The following is a 17,760-nucleotide window of genomic DNA, read 5'->3' as shown; positions in this document are numbered from 1 at the left end:
CGAGAGAAGCGGCGTCAGCCGCCGACGTTGCGGATCGCGCCGAGGCGCACCGAACCGATGCCCTCGAGGTTGAGGGACAGGCCGCTGGATTCGAGCGCGACGCTCTCGACCTTGGCGCGAAGGGTGGCGGGCAGGGCCACGGCGGCATCGCCCGCCCCCTGGCTCGCGGTGATGGAATACACGCCGGCCGGTGCGGTCTCGCCATCGGCATCCAGGCCGTCCCAGGTGAAGGGCACGCTGCCGGCGCCTTCGGCCGCGACGGTGAGGCGGCGCACCAGCGCGCCGTCGGCGTCGGTGATGTCGACGGTGACGGTGCCGGCGGTCTCGGCCTCGACCTGCCCGCTCAGGCCCACGCCCTCCTTGAGCTGGATGCTGGAGGCATCGACCAGCGCCTCGTGGCCGACCAGGGCCACCGCGCGCAGGGCCTGGTCGGATTCCATGACGCTGGCCATCGCGTTCAGCGAGGTCTGCATCTCCTGGATGCCCTGCACCTGGGTGAACTGCGCGAGCTGGGCGACGAAGTCGCTGTTCTCCATCGGGTTCAGCGGATCCTGGTGCTTGAGCTGTTCGGTCAGCAGGGTCAGGAAGTCGGCCTGGCCCATCGACTCCTCTTTGGCGACGGTGGTCGCGGCGAGGCCGAGGTCCGCGTAGGTGCTGCTCTGGGTGCTGCCGACGGTGGTCATGGCGAGGGCCGGTCCTTACTTGCCGAGGTTGAGGGTGGCGAGCGCCAATTCCTTGGCGGTGTTGAGCACCTCGACGCCGGCCTGGTAGCCACGCGAGGCGGAGATGAGGTCGACCATCTGTCCGACCGGGTCGATGTCGGGGGCGTAGACGTAGCCGTCGGCGTCGGCGAGCGGGTGGCCCGGCTCGTAGCGCTTGACCGCTTCGGCGCGGCTCTCCTGCACCCGGGTGACCTGGACGCCGGTGAGGTCGGGCCGGGTCGGGTCGACGACCGCCGAGAACAGCGGCTGCCGCGCCTTGTAGGCGCCCTCCGCGGTCGAGGCCACGGACTCGGCGTTGGCCAGGTTGGAGGCGATCGTGTTCAGCCGCAGCGACTGCGCGGCCATCGCCGAACCGGCGACGTCGAAGATGGGGAGCGAACTCATGCGCGGGCCTCCGTCACTGGCCGGTGATCGCGGTCAACAGGCCGCGCACCTTGCCCTCGAAGAAGGACAGGCTGGCGCGGTACTCCAGCGCGGCGCGGCCGTAGGCGGCCTGCTCGGAGCTGGTGTCGACGGTGTTGCCGTCGAGGCTGGGCTGCAGGGGATTGCGCTCGAACACGGCGCTGCCGGCGAGCTGGCCCGACGCGTCGAGGTGCAGGACGCTGGTCTTCTGCAGACCGCCCTCCGGCGCCGCCCCGCTGGTCGCGGCCTCCAGCGCGCGGCTGAAGTCCAGGTCGCGCGCCTTGTAGTTCGGCGTGTCGGCGTTGGCCAGGTTGGAGGCGATCAGCTTCATGCGCTGCTCGCGCAGCGCCAGTGCCTCGCCATGGACTCCGAATACGGACGAGAAGGGACTCGTCATGACCGCCCCCGCGGGATCGTGGTGCGGATGACTAGGCAATCGGTGTGCCAGTGGGGGGGGCGGGAATCGGGAATGGGGAATCGGGAGCGGGAGGCGTGTCGTCCGTGGGGCGCCGCAGTCCGACCGGTGCCGTGCGCACGATCGGGGCGGGTGCTGTGTGGGAGCGGCCGGTCGCGGCTGAAGCCGCTCCTACAGATGTCGCTCCAGGTGTCTACCGGTGCGGGGCATCATCAAGAGCGCGCCCTCCCTTTCCCGATTCCCCTTTCCCGATTCCCCTTTCCCGATTCCCGATTCACCTTGACCGCTCACCCGCTCACGCCGCCTGCAGCACATCCATCAGCCGGCTCTGCACGTGCGAGGCGAGTTCGTCGGCGGAGTACTTGGGGACGAAGGCGTCGGCGCCGACGCGCTGGACCATGGCGTTGTTGAACACGCCCGACAGCGAGGTGTGCAGGAGCACGAAGAGGCCGGCGAGCGCGGGATCGCGGCGGATCTCGGTGGTCAGGGTGTAGCCGTCCATGACCGGCATCTCGATGTCGGAGATGACCATCGCGTAGTGGCGGACCGGATCCTCGCCGCTGGCGGCCATCCGCTTGAGATGGTCGAGCGCCTGGCGACCGTCCGACATCACGGTGGTCCCGACGTCGAGCTGGTCGAGCACGGCGCGGATCTGGTTGCAGGCGACCCGCGAGTCGTCGACCACCAGCACCTGCAGCGCGTGGCCGGCAGGCAGCACCGAGGGCCGGCTCATCGCCGGGACCATGCGGTTGTCGGAGAGTTCGGCGAGAACGCGCTCGACGTCGATCACCTGGATCAGCTCGTCGTTGTAGCGGGCCACCGCGGTCAGGTAGGTCTGCTCCCCGCCGATCTCCGGCGGCGGCGAGACGTCCTCGACCGCGATGTTGACGATGCGGTCGACCGCGCTCACCAGGAAGCCCTGCACCGAGCGGTTGAACTCGCTCACGATCAGGTAGCTGGCCTCGCCGGCGACGTCGCGCTCGGGATGGGCGATCGAACGGCCCAGGTCCAGCACCGGCACCGAGCGCCCGCGCACGTCGGCCACGCCCTCGAACTCCGCCGCCAGCTGCGGCAGGCGGAACAGCGGCGGCCGGCGCAGGACCTCCTGCACCTTGAACACGTTGATCCCGAACAGCTGCAGTCCGCCCAGGCGGAACAGCAGCAGCGCCAGCCGGTTGTGGCCGGCCAGCCGGGTACGTTGGTCGATTCGGTCGAGCAGATCGTGGCGCATGGGCAGGACATCGGCGGCGCGGCGGGCAACTTGAGGGGTGGAGCGGGTCGGGACGTGGGGGTGGGCAGTGGCGGGAATGGGGAATGGGGAATCGGGACCTGGAGGTTGCACGGCGGGACGCCACCCGCTCGGTAGGAGCGGCTTCAGCCGCGACCTGTGGGAGGGGCTTCAGCCCCGACGCATGGGAGCCAGGCGCCCGCGCTCCGACGGTCGCGGCTGAAGCCGCTCCCACAACGGCGCCCGCCGCGGTTCCCTGTTCCCTGTTCCCTGTTCCCTGTTCCCTGTTCCCTGTTCCCTGTTCCCTGTTCCCTGTTCCCCCGTTCCCCCATTCCCCCTGCGCCATACCCACGCTCCGCGCGCCTCTCCATTCCCCCTTCCCGCCCCACCCTTCCCCCTTCCCGCTTCACCCCCCAACGGCACACCCCTTGCACGCCGTCCCCGTCTCCGCTCACCCGCAGCCGCCATGCGCCACCACTTCTTCCTGCTCGTGATCCTGCTCGCCGCCGTCGGCTCCGCCGCGGCGATGGAGTTCGAACCTGTCGCCAACATCGAGGCGGCGGCGCTGGCCGCGGTCGCCGGGGGTGGCGGGGACGTCGAGGCCGAGGCCAGCGTCGATCCGGCGCTGCGGCTGCCGGCGTGTCCGGCCGGCCTGGCCGGGCAGGCGGCGAATGCCGGCACCGTCGAGGTCCGCTGCACCGACGCCTCGGGCTGGCGCCTGTTCGTGCCGGTGCGGGTGCGCCGCAGCCAGGACGTGCTGGTCCTGGTCCGCAACGTGGCCGCGGGGGCGACGCTGTCGGAGGCCGATTTCGTGGTCGAATCCCGCGATGCCGGCCGCATCCTCGGTGCGCCGCTGACCGACGCCGGCTCGGCCGTCGGCCGCAGCGCACGCCGCCTGCTGCAGGCGGGCACCGTGCTCGCCGCCAACGACCTGATGTCGCCGCGCCTGGTCCGCCGCGGCGACAGCGTGACCCTGGTCTCGCGCGAGGGCGGCCTGGAGATCCGCATGGCCGGGCGGGCGCTCGGCGACGGCGGCGTCGACGACCGGGTGACGGTGGAGAACGCCTCCAGCCGCCGCGTGGTCCAGGGCCGGGTGGGGCCGGGCGGGGAGGTGCTGGTCGGCCGCTGAACGGGCAGCGTCAAAAACCCGCTAAAGTCCGCCGCGCCCCGGCCGATACACGGGTTACCTCGCCCGAGGAACACGGACATGAGCAACAAGATCGAGGGTGCCGGCATGTCGAACATCTATCGACTCCAGCCGACCGCCCGCCAGGACATCGAACGCGCCGGCAGCGAGCGCAGCGCCCCCGTCGGCGCCACGCCGGCCGCCGACAGCGTGCGCCTGAGCAGCGAAGGCGCCAGCCTGCAGGCCCTGCAGCAGCGTCAGGATGTCGACGCGCCCTTCGACGGCGCCAAGGTCGCGGCCCTGCGCTCGGCCATCGAATCCGGCAGCTACCGCATCGACGCCGGCGCCATCGCCGGGCGGCTGGTCGATCTCGAGAGCGCGCTGGGATGAGCGGCGCGGTCCCCGCGATCGACCGCCTGGCCGACGCGCTCGCGGCCGAGCGCCGCGCCCTGCTCGACCACGATGCCGACGCCCTGCTGCGCGCCACCGCGGCCAAGCTGGAGGCGCTGCGTGCGGTCGAGGCGCAGCCGGTCGCCGATGAGGCGCAGCCGCGGATCCGCGAGCTGGCCGAGCTCAACCGCGCCAACGGCGCCCTGCTCGCGCGCCGTCGCCGCGAGGTGACCTGGGCCCTGCGCCATCTCGGTCGCCTCGACGCCGCCCCGGCCTACAACGCCCGCGGCGCCACCAGCGGCGGCATGCAGTCGCGCGCGCTCGCGGTCGCCTGATCGCGCGGCAACGCCGGTCATCCATGGCGGCTAGACTGCCGCCATGAGCGCATCCCCGATTCCCCACGCCCTGTACCAGGTGGTCGAACGCCTGGGCGACGCCGTCCTCCTGTTCGACGCGACGCGCCGCTGCGAGTACGCCAACCCCGCCGCGCACGCCCTGGCCGCCAGTTTCGACCGCGAGGCCGGCCTCGCCCCGCTGCTCGCGCTGCTCCCCGAGCATCCCGTCGCCGGCACCCAGGTCGTCGCCCTCGGCAGCGCCGACGCTCCGCGCACCCTGCGCGTCACCGTGCAGCTGCGCGATGGCGGCGGCAGCGCACTGCTGCTGCACGACGCCAGCGCCGACCGCGCGCGCGAGGCCGAGCTCGAGCGCCGCCACGCCGAGCTCAGCCGCAACTACCTGCAGGTCGCCGGCGCGCAGGAGATCCTGCTGCAGTCGGAGAAGATGGCCTCGATCGGCCAGCTCGCCGCCGGCGTGGCGCACGAGATCAACAACCCGATCGGCTACGTGCATTCGAATCTGGGCACCCTGCAGGACTACCTGCGCCGGGTGTTCAGCCTGATCGAGACCTACGAGCGCGCCCTGGCCGACGCGGATCCGACGGGCTGGCGCGCCGAGATCGAGGAGCTGCGCCAGAAACTCGACATCGAGTTCCTCGCCCTGGACCTGCCGCAGCTGCTGTCGGAGTCGCGCGAGGGTATCGAGCGGGTGACCAAGATCGTCCAGGATCTCAAGGACTTCTCCTATTCCGGCCGCAACGAGCCCTTCCGCGCGGTCGACCTGCACAAGGGCCTGGAGTCGACCCTCAACATCGTCTGGAACGAGCTCAAGTACAAGGTCACCCTCGAGAAGCGCTACGGCGAACTGCCGCCGGTGGAGTGCCTGCCCTCCGAGCTCAACCAGGTGTTCATGAACATCCTGGTCAACGCCGGCCAGGCCATCAGAGAGCGCGGCACCATCGCGCTGGAGACCGGGGTCGAGGGCGACGAGGTCTGGGTGAGCGTCGCCGACAGCGGCGAGGGCATCTCCGAGGATGCGCTGGCGCGGGTGTTCGATCCCTTCTTCACCACCAAGCCGGTCGGCCACGGCACCGGCCTCGGGCTGTCGATCTCCTACGGCATCGTCGCCAAGCACAACGGCCGCATCGAGGTCAGCTCGCAGGTCGGGCAGGGCACGACCTTCCGCGTGGTGCTCCCGGTCCGGCAGCCGAAGGCCGCCGCCTGATCGATCCGCGCATGCGCGCCGCCCGCAGGCAGGCATCGCGCCCCGTAGGAGCGGCTTCAGCCGCGACCGTGCGCCGGCAGGGCAGGACCCGTGCGAGGGGCTTCATCTGTGGGAGGGGCTTCAGCCCCGACCTACCGGCCGGTGCCACGTCCGTCGCGGCTGAAGCCGCTCCCACAGGAGCCCGAGCACACTCGGCTTTGCGGGCTGTGGCCTCAGCGCAGTCCGGTGCCGCCGCCGGCGGCGACGCCGACGAAGCTCAGGAACTCGCCGCGGGTGCGCGGATCGTCGCGAAACTCGCCGAGCATGGTGCTGGTGACCATCGACACGCCGCGCTTGTGCACGCCGCGGGTGGTCATGCACTGGTGCGCCGCCTCGACCACCACGGCCACGCCGCGCGGCTGCAGGACCTCCTGGATGATCCCGGCGATCTGCGCGGTGAGCTTCTCCTGCACCTGGAAGCGCCGAGCGTAGGCATCGACCACGCGGGCGAGCTTGCTGATGCCGACCACCCGCCCGGCCGGCAGGTAGCCGACGTGGGCGCGGCCGATGATCGGTGCCATGTGGTGCTCGCAGTGCGACTCGAACTGGATGTCGCGCAGCACCACCATCTCGTCGTAGCCCTCGACCTCCTCGAAGGTACGGGCGAGGTAGCCTTCGGGATCGGTCTCGTAGCCGGAGAACCAGTCGCGGTAGGCCTTGGCCACCCGGCGCGGGGTGTCGAGCAGGCCCTCGCGCGACGGGTCGTCGCCGGCCCAGCGCAGCAGCGTGCGCACGGCCGCCTCGGCCTGTTCCTGGGTGACCGGGGTGTCGTTGTCGGCGCTCATGCCTGCTCCGCGTGCGTGCAAACCGCGAAGTCTAGCCGGCCGCCGCCGGCGCATCAGCCTGCGCCGCGGCATCCAGCGTCTCGCCGGTCTGCAGGCGCCACAGCCCGGCATAGGTGCCGTCGCGGGTGAGGAGTTCGTCGTGGCTGCCGCTCTCGACGATGCGGCCGTGGTCCATGACGTGGATGACGTCGGCGTGGCGCACCGTCGACAGGCGGTGCGCGACCACCAGCACCGTGCGGCCGGCGGCAGCGCGCGCCAGCGAGCGCTGGATCGCGGCCTCGGTCTCGTTGTCGACCGCCGAGGTCGCCTCGTCGAGGATCAGGATCGCCGGGTCGCGGTACAGCGCGCGCGCCAGCGCAATCCGCTGCCGCTGGCCGCCGGAGAGCTGGGCGCCGCCCTCGCCGACCGGGCTGGCGTAGCCGTCGGGCAGGGACGCGACGAAGGCGTGCGCTTCCGCCGCGCGCGCCGCGGCCTCGACGCGCGCCGGGTCGGCATCGCGCTCGCCGTAGGCGATGTTGTCGGCGACGCTGCCGTCGGTCAGGAAGGGCTCCTGCGCCACGTAGGCGACGTGCCGGCGCAGCGACTGCGGGTCGACGCCGGCGAGGTCGAGGCCGTCGAGCGCGATCCGGCCCGCGTCCGGCCGCAGGAAGCCCAGCAGCAGCTTCAGCAGCGTGCTCTTGCCGCTGCCGGTGCCGCCGACCAGGGCCACGGTGCGCCCGGCCGGCACCTCCAGGCTCACGCCGTGCAGCGCCGGCCGTCCGGCGTAGGCGAAGCGCACGTCCTCGAACGCCAGCGCGCCGGCGGGGCGTGCGTCCAGCGTACGCGCCGGGCGCGGCGGCAGCGGCGCGTCGAGCAGGTCCATGATCCGGTTCACCGAGGCCATGGCGCGGTTGTAGAGGTCGGTCATGTCGGCGAGCCGGGTCATCGGCCACAGCAGGCGCTGGGTCAGGAACACCAGCGCCGAGTAGCTGCCGACGCCGAGTTCGCCGCGCAGGGTCAGCACGCCGCCGTAGAGCAGGGTGGCGACGAATCCGATCAGCACCGCGATGCGGATCGCCGGGTGGATCATCGCGCTGTAGCGGATCGCCTCGGCGTTGCGCGCGCGGAAGCCGTCGGAGGCCCGTTCCAGGTGCGCCGCCTCGAAGGCCTCTGCGGTGTAGGCCTGGATCGTCGCCATGCCGCGCAGGTTGTTGGTCAGCCGCGCCGACAGCGTGGCCGCGGCGTCGCGCGCGCCGGCGTAGCGCGGCGCCAGGCGTTTCTGGAACCAGAACGCGGCGACGAGGATCAGCGGGATCGGCAGGATCGCCAGCGCGGCGAGGTCGGCGGTGAGCAGGAAGAACACCGCGCCGATCAGCAGCGACGACACGAACACCTGGATCAGGTCGTTGGCGCCGGTGTTGAGGAAGCGCTCGACCTGGTTCACGTCCTCGTTGAGCAGGGCCATCAACCGACCGCTGCGCTGGGTGGCGATGGTGTCGGGCGGCAGCGCCTGCAGATGGCCGTACGCGGACTGGCGCAGCACGTGCTGCAGGTCCTGCGCGAGCCGGCGCCACTTCAGCGCGTAGAGGTATTCGAACAGCGACTCGAAGGCCCACACCAACGCCGTGGCGGCGGTGAGCAGGACCAGCTGGTGCACCGGGTCCGGCACGCCCAGCCGCGCGACGAAGGAGTCCTGGCGGTTGACCACCACGTCCACCGCCACGCCGATCAGGATCTCCGGCAGTACGTCCATGACCTTGTTGGCCACCGACCAGACGGTGGCCAGGACCGCGTCGCGGCGGTAGGGGCGGGCGAAGGCGAAGAGGCGGCGGAGGGGGTGCATGGGTTGGCTCGGGGATCGGGAATCGGGAACGGGGAACGGGGAACGGGGAACGGGGAACGGGGAACGGGGAACGGGGAACGGGGAAGCATCGCCGCTCCGGCGCAGCGGAACCAGCGCCTGGGCGCATGCCGGATCGGATGCTGCATGTGCGCGGCGGCGGGTCGGATGCACGCGATGTCACACTTCCGGTCCCCGCCGCGTCCTCGTGCGCCACTCCTCTCCGCTCGCACCCCGCTCCATGCTCATCGCCCTCAACAAGCCCTACGGCGTGCTGTGCCAGTTCACCGACCGCAGCGAGCCGCCGCGGCCGACGCTGGCCGCGTTCGGCCTGCCGCCGGAGGTCTATGCGGCGGGGCGGCTGGATTTCGACTCCGAGGGCCTGCTGCTGCTCACCGACGACGGGCGCCTGCAGCGGCGCATCGCCGAGCCGCGGCAGAAGACCTGGAAGACCTACCTGGTCCAGGTCGAAGGCAGGCCGCACGAGGACCAGCTCGAGGCGCTGCGACGGGGCGTGGCGCTGAAGGACGGGCCGACGCGACCGGCGCGTGCGCGCACGCTCGACGCCGCGCCCGACTGGCTGTGGCCGCGCGATCCCCCGGTGCGCTACCGCAGGAGCGTGCCCGACAGCTTCGTCGAGATCGCGATCCACGAGGGCCGCAACCGCCAGGTGCGGCGGATGACCGCCGCCGTCGGACTGCCGACCCTGCGCCTGGTCCGCACCGCCATCGGCCGCCACGCCCTCGCCGAGCTCGCGCCGGGCCAGTGGCGCGAGATCGACCCGGCCATGTAGGAGCAGCTTCAGCCGCGACCCGTGGGGGGCGGGCACGCCGGACGCATGCGCACGACGCAGATCCACACCCGCGGTCGCGGCTGCAGCCGTCCCACGCCAGGGCCCAGGGTTCCCTGTTCCTCGCTCCCTGTTCCCTGTTCCCGCCCCTCGCCCCAAGCTACGTCCCCCGCGGCTTCGCCCGGTGCGTGGCCTGCGCCGTCCATGGGTCGTCCGGCCAGGGATGGCGTGGGTAGCGGCCCTTCATCTCCTTCTTCACCTCCGGATAGGTGCGCGCCCAGAAGCCGGCCAGGTCCTGGGTGACCTGCAGCGGACGGCCGGCGGGCGACAGCAGGTGCAGGGTCAGGGGCACGCGGCCGTCGGCGATGCGTGGCGTCTCGGCCAGCCCGAACAGTTCCTGCAGCTTGACCGCGAGCACCGGCGCGGCCTCCGCGGCGTAGGCGATCGCCCGCTCCAGGCCGGAAGGCACCGCGATCCGCGCCGGCGCCAGCGTGTCGATGCGCTGGCGTGTCGGCCAGTCGACGTGCGCCTTCAGGGCCTCGCCCAGCGCAGCCTCGTCGAGCGCGTCGAGCCGCGTCCTGCCCTCCAGCGCCGGCTTCAGCCAGCTATCGAGCGTGGCGAGCAGCGCCTCGTCGCCGAGATCGGGCAGGCCCAGCTCGGGCATCCACTCGCGCAGGTTGCGCACCCGCGCGCGCCATTGCCCGAGCGCCGGCGTCCACGGCAGCGCATCGAGGCCGAGCTGGCGTACCGCGTCGACCAGCGCCTCGGCGAAGCGGCTGCGGTCGGGCGTCGGCAGCGGCCTGGACGCGAGCACGATGCGCGCGAAACGGCGCTCGCGCACGGCGGCGATGCGGCGGTTCGCCGCATCCCAGAGCACGCGGTCCTGCTCGACGAAGGCGGCGGCGAAGTCCCGTTCCAGCGCGGCCTCGTCCACCGGCGCTGCGCGCAGCACGAGACCGTCGGCGCTGGCGCCCTCGGCGCGCAGCTCGCTGATCACGATCCAGGGCTCGCCGTAGAGCGCGGAGTCGTCGACGATGCGCGCGCTGCGCCCGCCGGCGAGCTGGTAGCGGCGTGGATCGGCCGGGTGCTGGCGCGCGATGCGCTCCGGGAAGCCGTGCGCCAGCACGTCGCCGAGCCGGTGCGGCGCGACCTCGCGCGGCGCCGCGGCGTCGAGACGCAGGCGCCGCCGCCACTGCTTCGCGGCCTGGTCGATCGCGGCCAGCGCGCCGCGCTGCGCATCGGCATCGCCGCGGCCGGCGCGGAAGGCGGCGAGTGCGCGATGACGGCTGGTCCAGTCGTCGCGCAGCCCACCGCCGCCGCGCAGCGGGTCGCGCGCCTCGACCAGGGCGACCAGGTCGCAGGCCAGCGCGGCATCGGTCGGCTCGGGATGCGCCAGCAGCATCGCCGCCAGGCGCGGATGGGTGCCGAGCGCGAGCATGCGCCGGCCCAGCGGCGTGATCGCATCCTGCGCATCGGTCGCGCCGAGGCCGCGCAGCAGGTCGCGCGCGGCCGCCAGCGCACCCGGCGGCGGCGGGTCGAACAGGCGCAGGTCGGCGCTGCCCCAGCCGGCGAGTTCGAGCGCCAGTCCCGCGAGGTCCACCTGCGCGATCTCCGGCCTGCGCTGCGCATCCAGGCGCTGCGATTCCGGCCACAGCCGCCAGCACCAGCCCTCGGCGACGCGACCCGCGCGGCCGGCGCGCTGGTCCGCCGACGCCTGCGACACCAGCACCGTCTGCAGCCGGGTGAAGCCCGAATTCGGCTCGAAACGCGGCTCGCGCGCCAGGCCCGAATCGACCACCACGCGCACGCCCGGCGCGGTAACCGAGGACTCGGCGACGTTGGTGGCGAGGATCACCCGGCGGCGGCCGTGCGCATCGGGGGCGAGGGCCGCGTTCTGCGCCTCCAGCGACAGCTCGCCGTGCAGCGGCAGGACATCGGCATCGAGCGCCGCGAGCGCCGCCTGGCAGCGCGCGATCTCGCGCGCGCCGGGCAGGAACACGAGCACGTCGCCGGGATGCGCGTCCAGAGCATCGCCCACGCAGCGCCGCACCTGCTGCTCCAGCGGTTCGTCGCGTCGCGCGGGAAAATGCGCCACTTGCACGGGAAAGCTCCGCCCTTGCGCGGTGAGCCGCGGCGCGTCCAGGAACTGCGCCAGGCGCGCGCCGTCGAGCGTCGCCGACATCGCGACGATGCGCAGGTCCTCGCGGAGCTGCTGCACGTCCAGCGCCAGGGCGAGGCCGAGGTCGCCGGCGAGGTGGCGTTCGTGGAACTCGTCGAAGACGATCGCGCCGACGTCGTCGAGCAGCGGATCGTCCTGGATCATGCGGGTGAGGATGCCTTCGGTCACCACCTCGATCCGCGTGCGCGGCGAGACGCGGTTCTCGAAGCGGATGCGGTAGCCGACGGTCGCGCCGGGTTCCTCGCCCCGCGCCCGCGCCATGAAGCCGGCCGCCGCGCGCGCCGCGACCCGGCGCGGCTCCAGCATCACGATCTTGCGGCCTTCGAGCCACGACGCGTCGAGCAGCGCCGGCGGCACCTGGGTGGTCTTGCCCGCGCCCGGCGGCGCCTCCAGCACCAGGCGCGGATGCGCCGCGAGCGAGGCGAGGATGTCGGGCAGGAGCGGCGTGATCGGGAACACGGACGGAAGCGAGGCGTGAGTCGAGGGAGTGACGAAAAAGAGGCGCGGACGTGCAGCGGAGCAGTGTGCGGCCTTCCCGCGGCGGCGGTCACCTGTTCGCAGAGATGTCCGCCGCCGGGAGCGTCGTGCGCAGGACATCACGTGCCAGGCGGAGGGGCCGGGTGGGAGCCGTCACCGCCCGATGCGACCATATGCGCTGCCACTACACGCGGGGCTGGTATCCGCGCCCCTCTCCTCACTCCTCTCGACCCACTCCTCGCATGCAGCTCATCGACATCGGCGCCAACCTCACCCACGAAAGCTTCGGGCACGACCTCGACGCCGTGCTCACCCGCGCGCGCGCCGCCGGCGTGGCGAAGATGATCGTCACCGGCGCGAGCCGCGAACATTCGCCGAAGGCGCTGGCGCTCGCGCAGGCGCATCCGGGCCTGCTCTACGCGACGGCGGGCGTGCATCCGCACCACGCCAGCGAGTACACCGATGAGTGCGACGCCGAGATGCGCGCCCTGCATGCGCACCCGCAGGTGGTGGCGGTGGGCGAATGCGGGCTCGACTACTTCCGCGACTTCTCGCCGCGCCCGGCCCAGCGCCGTGCGTTCGAGCGCCAGCTCGAGATCGCGGCGGAGACCGGCAAGCCGCTGTTCCTGCACCAGCGCGATGCGCATGGCGACTTCGTCGCGATCATGAAGGAGTTCGAGGGCCGCATCGGTCCGGCAGTCGTCCACTGCTTCACCGGCACGCGCGAGGAACTGTTCGCCTGTCTCGACCGCGACTGGCACATCGGCATCACCGGCTGGCTGTGCGACGAACGCCGCGGCGCGCACCTGCGCGAACTCGTCCCGCACATCCCGCACGCGCGGATGATGGTCGAGACCGATGCGCCCTACCTCCTGCCGCGCACGCTGAAGCCAGCGCCGAAGTCGCGCCGCAACGAGCCCGCCTTCCTCGCCCACGTCGTCGATGAACTCGCCCGCGACCGCAGCGAGGACATCGCCACCACCGCCGCCCGCAGCACCGCGACGGCGGAGGCGTTCTTCGGCTTGGGCGGCGAAGCGATGAGGTCCGCGGCGGGCATGTCCACTCCCCGGCCGGAAGGTGGTCGATGATCGACATCCACGCTGTCTATCGCGGCGCCGTGGAGGCGCTCAACCGCCGCGACTGGACCCAGGCACTGAGGCTCGCCGATTCGCTGCTCGAAGCCCGTCCCCAGCATGCCGGCGTCCACTTCGTTGCCGGCGTGGCCGCCCTCGAACTGAGACAGATGCCACGGGCGCTGACCCATCTGCAGCACGCGACCCGCCTGAATCCGCAGCGCGCGGATTACCTGGCACAGTTCGCGCGCGCGCTGCTGTCGGCGCACCGGCCGCTACCTGCGCTCGAAGCCGCCCGGCGGGCCTGGGCGATGGCGCCCGCGGATCCGATGACCCTCGACACGCTCGGCCTGGTCTTCACCCTGGGCAACGCGTACGAGGCAGCGCTTCCCGTCTACGCCAGACTCGCGCAGCTGCAGCCGCGCAACGCCGCGTACCGCTTCAACCATGGCACGGCGCTCACCTTCGCCGGCCGTATCGAAGAAGCCACTGTCGAACTCGAGGCATGCGTCGCGCTGCAGCCCGGCTACTGGAAGGCGCACCTTTCCCTGGCCCAGCTCACGCGGCAGACGCCTGCGAGCAATCACCTCGAACGACTCCGCGCCATGCTCGCGGAGGCGCCTCAGGCACCCGAGCCTCAGCTCTACCTACACCTTGCGCTGGCCAAGGAGCTGGAGGATGTCGGTGACCATGCCGCAGCCTTCGGACATCTGCAGCGCGGCAAGGCGGCCGGCGGAGCCGGTCGCGGCTCTCCGGCGGCACGAGACGCCGCGCTCGTCGATGCACTGATCGACGCCTTCCCCGCACCCATCGAGGATGAAGGTGGAGCGGAAAGCGAGGAGCCGATCTTCGTGGTCGGCATGCCGCGCTCCGGCACGACGCTGGTCGACCGCATCCTCAGCAACCATCCGGATGTGACGTCGGCTGGAGAGCTGCAGCAGTTTGGCATCGAGCTCAAGCGGGCGTCCGGCAGCCGCACTCCACTGCTCATCGATCCCGATACCGTGGCCGCCGGCGCCCGCGCGGACATGCGCGCCCTCGGCGAGGCCTACCTTGCCTCAACGCGCTCAGTGACTGGACGCACACCACGCTTCATCGACAAGCTGCCGCACAACTTCCTGTACCTGGGCTTCATCGCGCGGGCCTTTCCCCGCGCCCGGATCGTGCTGCTGCGACGCGATCCGCTGGACACCTGCCTCGGCAACTTCAGGCAGCTCTTCAGTCTTCAGTCGTCCTACTACGACTACTCCTTCGATCTGCTCGATACGGGCAGGCACTACATCCAGTTCGAGCGCCTGGTGCGCCACTGGAAGCACGTGCTGCCAAACCGTATCCATGAACTGCATTACGAGACGCTGGTCGAAGCACCCGAGGCGACGGTGCGGCAGCTGCTGGAGGCGGTTGGTCTCCGATGGTGCGACGCCTGCCTGCGCCCTCAGGACAACATCGCTCCCGTCGCCACAGCCAGCACGGTACAGGTACGCGACGGCGTCCACCGCAACGCTGTCGGCCGCTGGCGCAACTACGAGTCGCAGCTCAGCGGACTCCTCACCCTGCTCGAAGAAGCCGGCATAGACACACGGACCTGAGTCAACAGCCTCCTCCCGTCCAAAAAAAAGGACCCCGCCGAAGCGGAGTCCGGAGTGGAGAGGGGGGCGATGCGTCAGAACTGGAAGCGCATCTCCGCCATGAGCGAACGGCCGTACACGTTGTAGAGGTAGTTGTTGTACGGCGTGCTGCTGGTGCCGGGGTAGTTGCTCGCCTGATCGTCGGGCATCTTGTTGAGCACGTTGTTCACCAGCAGCGAGAACTGGATATCGTCGGTCGCGCGCCAGTTCACGCTCGCGTTGTAGGTGATGTACGGCGCCCACGTCCCGGCTTCAGCGCCGTTGACCTCATAGTCGTAGCTGCCCGCGGAGTAGGCCAGGTAGTTCGGCGTACTGCCGATGCGGTTGACGTACAGCGTCGTCGTCCAGTTGCTGATGTCCCAGGCGACCGAGGCGTCCGCACGCGTCTTTGCGTAGGCATCGTAGATCCACATGTAGTAGGGATCGCGCAGCAGGTCGATCTTGTCGTCCGTGGGCAGTGGCTGCACGAAGTGCGACAGCATGTTCGTGTAGTTGCCATTGAAGCGCAACGAACCATAGCGGCCGATGTCGAGCATGTAGTTGACGGTGACGGTGGCTGCCTCGAGCGTCTGCTGGGCCACGTTGACCTTCGGCGTGTACACCGTGCTCAGCAGGCCGGTCGGGCCGCGCCCCACCCACTCCAGGGCCTGCTGGCAGCTCGCCGAGTTGATGTCCTCCTGGCCGCTGCGGCATCGGTACTCCTGCAGCAGGAGCTGGTCGGTGCTCTGGGTATCCACCTCGTTGCGGATGTCCCAGGAGTAGTAGTCGACCGCGAGCGAGAAGTTGTTGGTCGGCGCCCAGACGACACCGGCGTTCCAGACGTCGGCCTCGATCGGCTCCAGTTCCGCGTTGCCCTCCTGCGTGCCGAAGTACTGGGTGGAGTCGAACGAGCAGTCATCCGTCTCACCCGGGGCGAACCCTTCCTGGTCGAAGCAGGCCCAGTAGTCGGTGGCGGTGCTGTAGTAGCCGCTCGGACCCTGGAACGTGTCGGACAGCGTCGGCGCCCTGAACGCGGTGCCGTACTTGCCGCGGAACAGCAGGCTGTCGATCGGACGATACTCGATGCCGACGCTGTAGGTCGGCTTGTCGACGGTGTTGCCGTAGGCGTCGAACTCGTCATAGCGGCCGGACAGCGTCACCGTCAGCGGATCCCACAGCGGCAGGCGCAGCTCGCTGGTGACCGCATAGCGGGTGCGGTGGCCGCCGCCGCTCACCGCCGTCGTGCCCCAGATTCCGGCGACGTCGGGCAGCAACCGGTAGTCCGGCGAGTAGTCCCAACCCTGGTTGCCGCCCTCGACGACGACGGCGAGGCCAGCGTCTCCGCCGGGCAGGCCGAACAGGGCGGCATTGGTCACCGCGGCGCGCAGCATGTTGTCCCAGGTCTTGCTGCTGTTGTTGACGAATCCGGTGAAGCTCGCGAAGTCCTCCGGCGAGATCGGCTGATAGAACGCCGCATAGTCGGGGCTGAAGACCGGGTACGCGCCGTAGTAGGGATCCACGCCCAGCTGCGGGCCCAGCACGTTCTCCTGGAACCAGTCGTTGATGGGGTCGGCGAAGCGGACCCAGCTGTGCTCCTTCAGGCGGTACTGCGTGCGCGTCGCACCGATGTCGTAGTCCCATCCTTCGCCGAAGAAGCCCTTCGCGCCGAAGCTGACCATGTAGGAGTTGGTGCGATCCTGGTTGGTGATCTCGTCGTAGCCGTTGCCGCCAATGTCCTCGGGTGCGAACGCCCGCTGCAGGTTGACCAGCCCGTCCAAGTCGGGATCGTAGTAGTAGCCCCACTTCGACCCGGTTCCCCACCAGGTGTAGTTCGAGCCGGTTGCGTAGTCCACCTCTTCGTGGCTGAAGAGATACTGGGCGTAGAGCTGGTGGTTGTCGTTCAGGTCGAACTCGATGTTCGTGTAGAACTGGCCGCTGTCCTTGGCGTTGCGCAGGGTGCGGTAGCCGGGCGAGACGAATGTGCCGCAGTAGTCGCCAGAGCCAGGCCGCGACTGGAAGCCCTCGTTGCCGCCGAAGAGGCCTTCGACGTTGGCGCAGTTGGCCGGGTCGGCGAACACATAGCCGAAATTGCCTAGCCCCTGGTTCGCGATGTCGGTATAGCCGTAGACCAGGAAGTCGCGGCTGGCGATCGGCGCGGAGTAGCCGTCGGTGTTGTAGCTGTCGGTCAGGTCGCGCTGGTAGCCCCAGATCGCATTACGCGTCTCGTACTGCAGACCGTACAGGACGTTGAGGCGACCGTCCGCCGCCTCGAAGCCGTCCGCGAAGCTGGCGCGGAACGAGTTGCCGCCGCCCTCGGTGTAGGTGCCCCCGCGGATGGCGAGGCTGGGGCCGTCGACCCGATCCTTGAGGATCACGTTGATGACGCCGGCGATGGCGTCTGAGCCGTACAACGAGGACTGGCCGCCGGGCAGGATCTCGATGCGCTCCACGAGATCGACCGGAATCCCGCTGACGTTGTTGAACACGTCGCTGCCGTTGTACAGCGCCGGGTAGTTGGCCATCGGGCGGCCGTTGATCAGGTACTTCGTGTACCCCGGATCGAGGCTGAACATGCTGACGGCCTCGGCGCCCTGCGTGAACGACGCGGAGGTCTGACCGCCCTGCACGCCGCCGGTCGAGATGGATGCCTGCTGCAGCACATCGGCGACGCTGGTGAAGCCGCGCGCCTGGATGTCCTCGGCTGTGATGGTGGTAACGGGCGCGTAGGTCTCGATATCCGTCTGCGGGATCAGCGAACCGGTGACGGTGACGCGGTCGAGCGTGGAGGCGTTGGACGCCGTCTCGGCGGACGCATCGCTGCTCTGGGCAAGGGCCAGGCCCGGCAGGGGCATGACGAGCGCTGTGAGGAGTGCGGCAGTGAGTCGGCTACGGCGCGGTGCACGGGGTAAAGCATTGGCGAGCATGTGTAGTCCCCTAGGGTCAGTCTGTACCGGATCTGAATCCGATCTTCGAACCTAGCTGAATGCTTACCAAAGTTCCAACCGTTTTTTACACAAGTTGTGAAGCGTCCTCGTTCTTTCGAGTCAGCCAGAACTAGAGGCAGTGGGTGAGTGTGCCATCGCGAAGCGAACCGGCGGAAGGCCGCCGAGGGCGCGATGCGGGCGGGTGTGGTTGTAGCGGTGCCGCC

The 17,760-nt window shown here is 70.6% G+C and carries 15 protein-coding genes; 7 read left to right on the top strand and 8 right to left on the bottom strand.

What is annotated here, in order from left to right; translation table 11 throughout:
• Window positions 1-14 precede the first annotated feature (14 nt).
• From KB893_RS08610 to KB893_RS08595, 4 genes are all read right to left on the bottom strand, one after another.
• Window positions 15-683 (bottom strand): flagellar hook assembly protein FlgD, encoded by a 669-nt coding sequence (locus KB893_RS08610; RefSeq protein WP_211926856.1) that lies wholly within the window; start codon window positions 681-683, stop codon window positions 15-17.
• A gap of 15 nt (window positions 684-698) precedes the next feature.
• Entirely contained in the window at window positions 699-1,106 is a 408-nt protein-coding gene (flgC, locus tag KB893_RS08605; protein WP_211926855.1) for a flagellar basal body rod protein FlgC, read from the bottom strand.
• Window positions 1,107-1,119: 13 nt separating this feature from the next.
• Window positions 1,120-1,521, bottom strand: a complete 402-nt coding sequence (flgB, locus tag KB893_RS08600; RefSeq protein ID WP_211926854.1) for a flagellar basal body rod protein FlgB — start codon at window positions 1,519-1,521, stop codon at window positions 1,120-1,122.
• A 313-nt stretch (window positions 1,522-1,834) separates the two neighbouring features.
• Window positions 1,835-2,770 (bottom strand): chemotaxis protein, encoded by a 936-nt coding sequence (locus KB893_RS08595; RefSeq protein WP_211926853.1) that lies wholly within the window; start codon window positions 2,768-2,770, stop codon window positions 1,835-1,837.
• Between the two features lie 463 nt (window positions 2,771-3,233).
• Here KB893_RS08595 and flgA point away from each other — a divergent pair, with 463 nt between their 5' ends.
• From flgA to KB893_RS08575, 4 genes are all read left to right on the top strand, one after another.
• Window positions 3,234-3,896 carry a flagellar basal body P-ring formation chaperone FlgA gene (gene flgA, locus KB893_RS08590; protein WP_211927988.1) on the top strand — a complete coding sequence of 221 codons (663 nt, stop codon included), beginning with the start codon at window positions 3,234-3,236 and terminating at the stop codon, window positions 3,894-3,896.
• A gap of 78 nt (window positions 3,897-3,974) precedes the next feature.
• Window positions 3,975-4,283: a flagellar biosynthesis anti-sigma factor FlgM gene (gene flgM / locus KB893_RS08585; RefSeq protein ID WP_211927989.1), complete on the top strand. Its 309-nt coding sequence runs from the start codon at window positions 3,975-3,977 to the stop codon at window positions 4,281-4,283.
• The gene (locus tag KB893_RS08580) at window positions 4,280-4,618 is read left to right on the top strand and encodes a flagellar protein FlgN (RefSeq protein ID WP_211927990.1); all 339 of its coding nucleotides are present in this window, start codon (window positions 4,280-4,282) and stop codon (window positions 4,616-4,618) included. Before flgM ends, KB893_RS08580 begins: the two co-directional genes overlap by 4 nt.
• A 43-nt stretch (window positions 4,619-4,661) precedes the next feature.
• Window positions 4,662-5,843, top strand: coding sequence for an ATP-binding protein (locus KB893_RS08575; protein WP_211927991.1), 1,182 nt, complete (start codon window positions 4,662-4,664; stop codon window positions 5,841-5,843).
• Window positions 5,844-6,055: 212 nt separating this feature from the next.
• Here KB893_RS08575 and folE read toward each other — a convergent pair whose 3' ends face one another.
• Window positions 6,056-6,667, bottom strand: a complete 612-nt coding sequence (gene folE, locus KB893_RS08570; RefSeq protein ID WP_211927992.1) for a GTP cyclohydrolase I FolE — start codon at window positions 6,665-6,667, stop codon at window positions 6,056-6,058.
• Between the two features lie 31 nt (window positions 6,668-6,698).
• Window positions 6,699-8,489: an ABC transporter ATP-binding protein gene (locus tag KB893_RS08565; RefSeq protein ID WP_213173611.1), complete on the bottom strand. Its 1,791-nt coding sequence runs from the start codon at window positions 8,487-8,489 to the stop codon at window positions 6,699-6,701.
• 238 nt (window positions 8,490-8,727) lie between these two features.
• Here KB893_RS08565 and KB893_RS08560 point away from each other — a divergent pair, with 238 nt between their 5' ends.
• Window positions 8,728-9,279: a pseudouridine synthase gene (locus KB893_RS08560; protein ID WP_211927398.1), complete on the top strand. Its 552-nt coding sequence runs from the start codon at window positions 8,728-8,730 to the stop codon at window positions 9,277-9,279.
• Window positions 9,280-9,436: 157 nt separating this feature from the next.
• On the opposite strand, the gene hrpB is transcribed toward KB893_RS08560, so the two are convergent.
• Window positions 9,437-11,914 (bottom strand): ATP-dependent helicase HrpB, encoded by a 2,478-nt coding sequence (gene hrpB / locus KB893_RS08555; RefSeq protein ID WP_338026911.1) that lies wholly within the window; start codon window positions 11,912-11,914, stop codon window positions 9,437-9,439.
• Between the two features lie 260 nt (window positions 11,915-12,174).
• Here hrpB and KB893_RS08550 point away from each other — a divergent pair, with 260 nt between their 5' ends.
• Together KB893_RS08550 and KB893_RS08545 are read left to right on the top strand one after the other, a co-directional pair.
• Window positions 12,175-13,020: a TatD family hydrolase gene (locus KB893_RS08550; RefSeq protein WP_211927396.1), complete on the top strand. Its 846-nt coding sequence runs from the start codon at window positions 12,175-12,177 to the stop codon at window positions 13,018-13,020.
• Window positions 13,017-14,594: a tetratricopeptide repeat-containing sulfotransferase family protein gene (locus KB893_RS08545; RefSeq protein WP_211927395.1), complete on the top strand. Its 1,578-nt coding sequence runs from the start codon at window positions 13,017-13,019 to the stop codon at window positions 14,592-14,594. Before KB893_RS08550 ends, KB893_RS08545 begins: the two co-directional genes overlap by 4 nt.
• A 74-nt stretch (window positions 14,595-14,668) precedes the next feature.
• Here the strand turns inward: KB893_RS08545 and KB893_RS08540 are convergent, their stop codons facing one another.
• The gene (locus tag KB893_RS08540; RefSeq protein WP_246505537.1) at window positions 14,669-17,464 is read right to left on the bottom strand and encodes a TonB-dependent receptor plug domain-containing protein; all 2,796 of its coding nucleotides are present in this window, start codon (window positions 17,462-17,464) and stop codon (window positions 14,669-14,671) included.
• Window positions 17,465-17,760 lie beyond the last annotated feature (296 nt).

This window comes from Coralloluteibacterium stylophorae (assembly GCF_018122625.2).
GTDB lineage: Bacteria > Pseudomonadota > Gammaproteobacteria > Xanthomonadales > Xanthomonadaceae > Coralloluteibacterium > Coralloluteibacterium stylophorae.
Note: the sequence above shows the minus strand (reverse complement) of the source record. Positions and strands in the feature narration are given on the sequence as shown.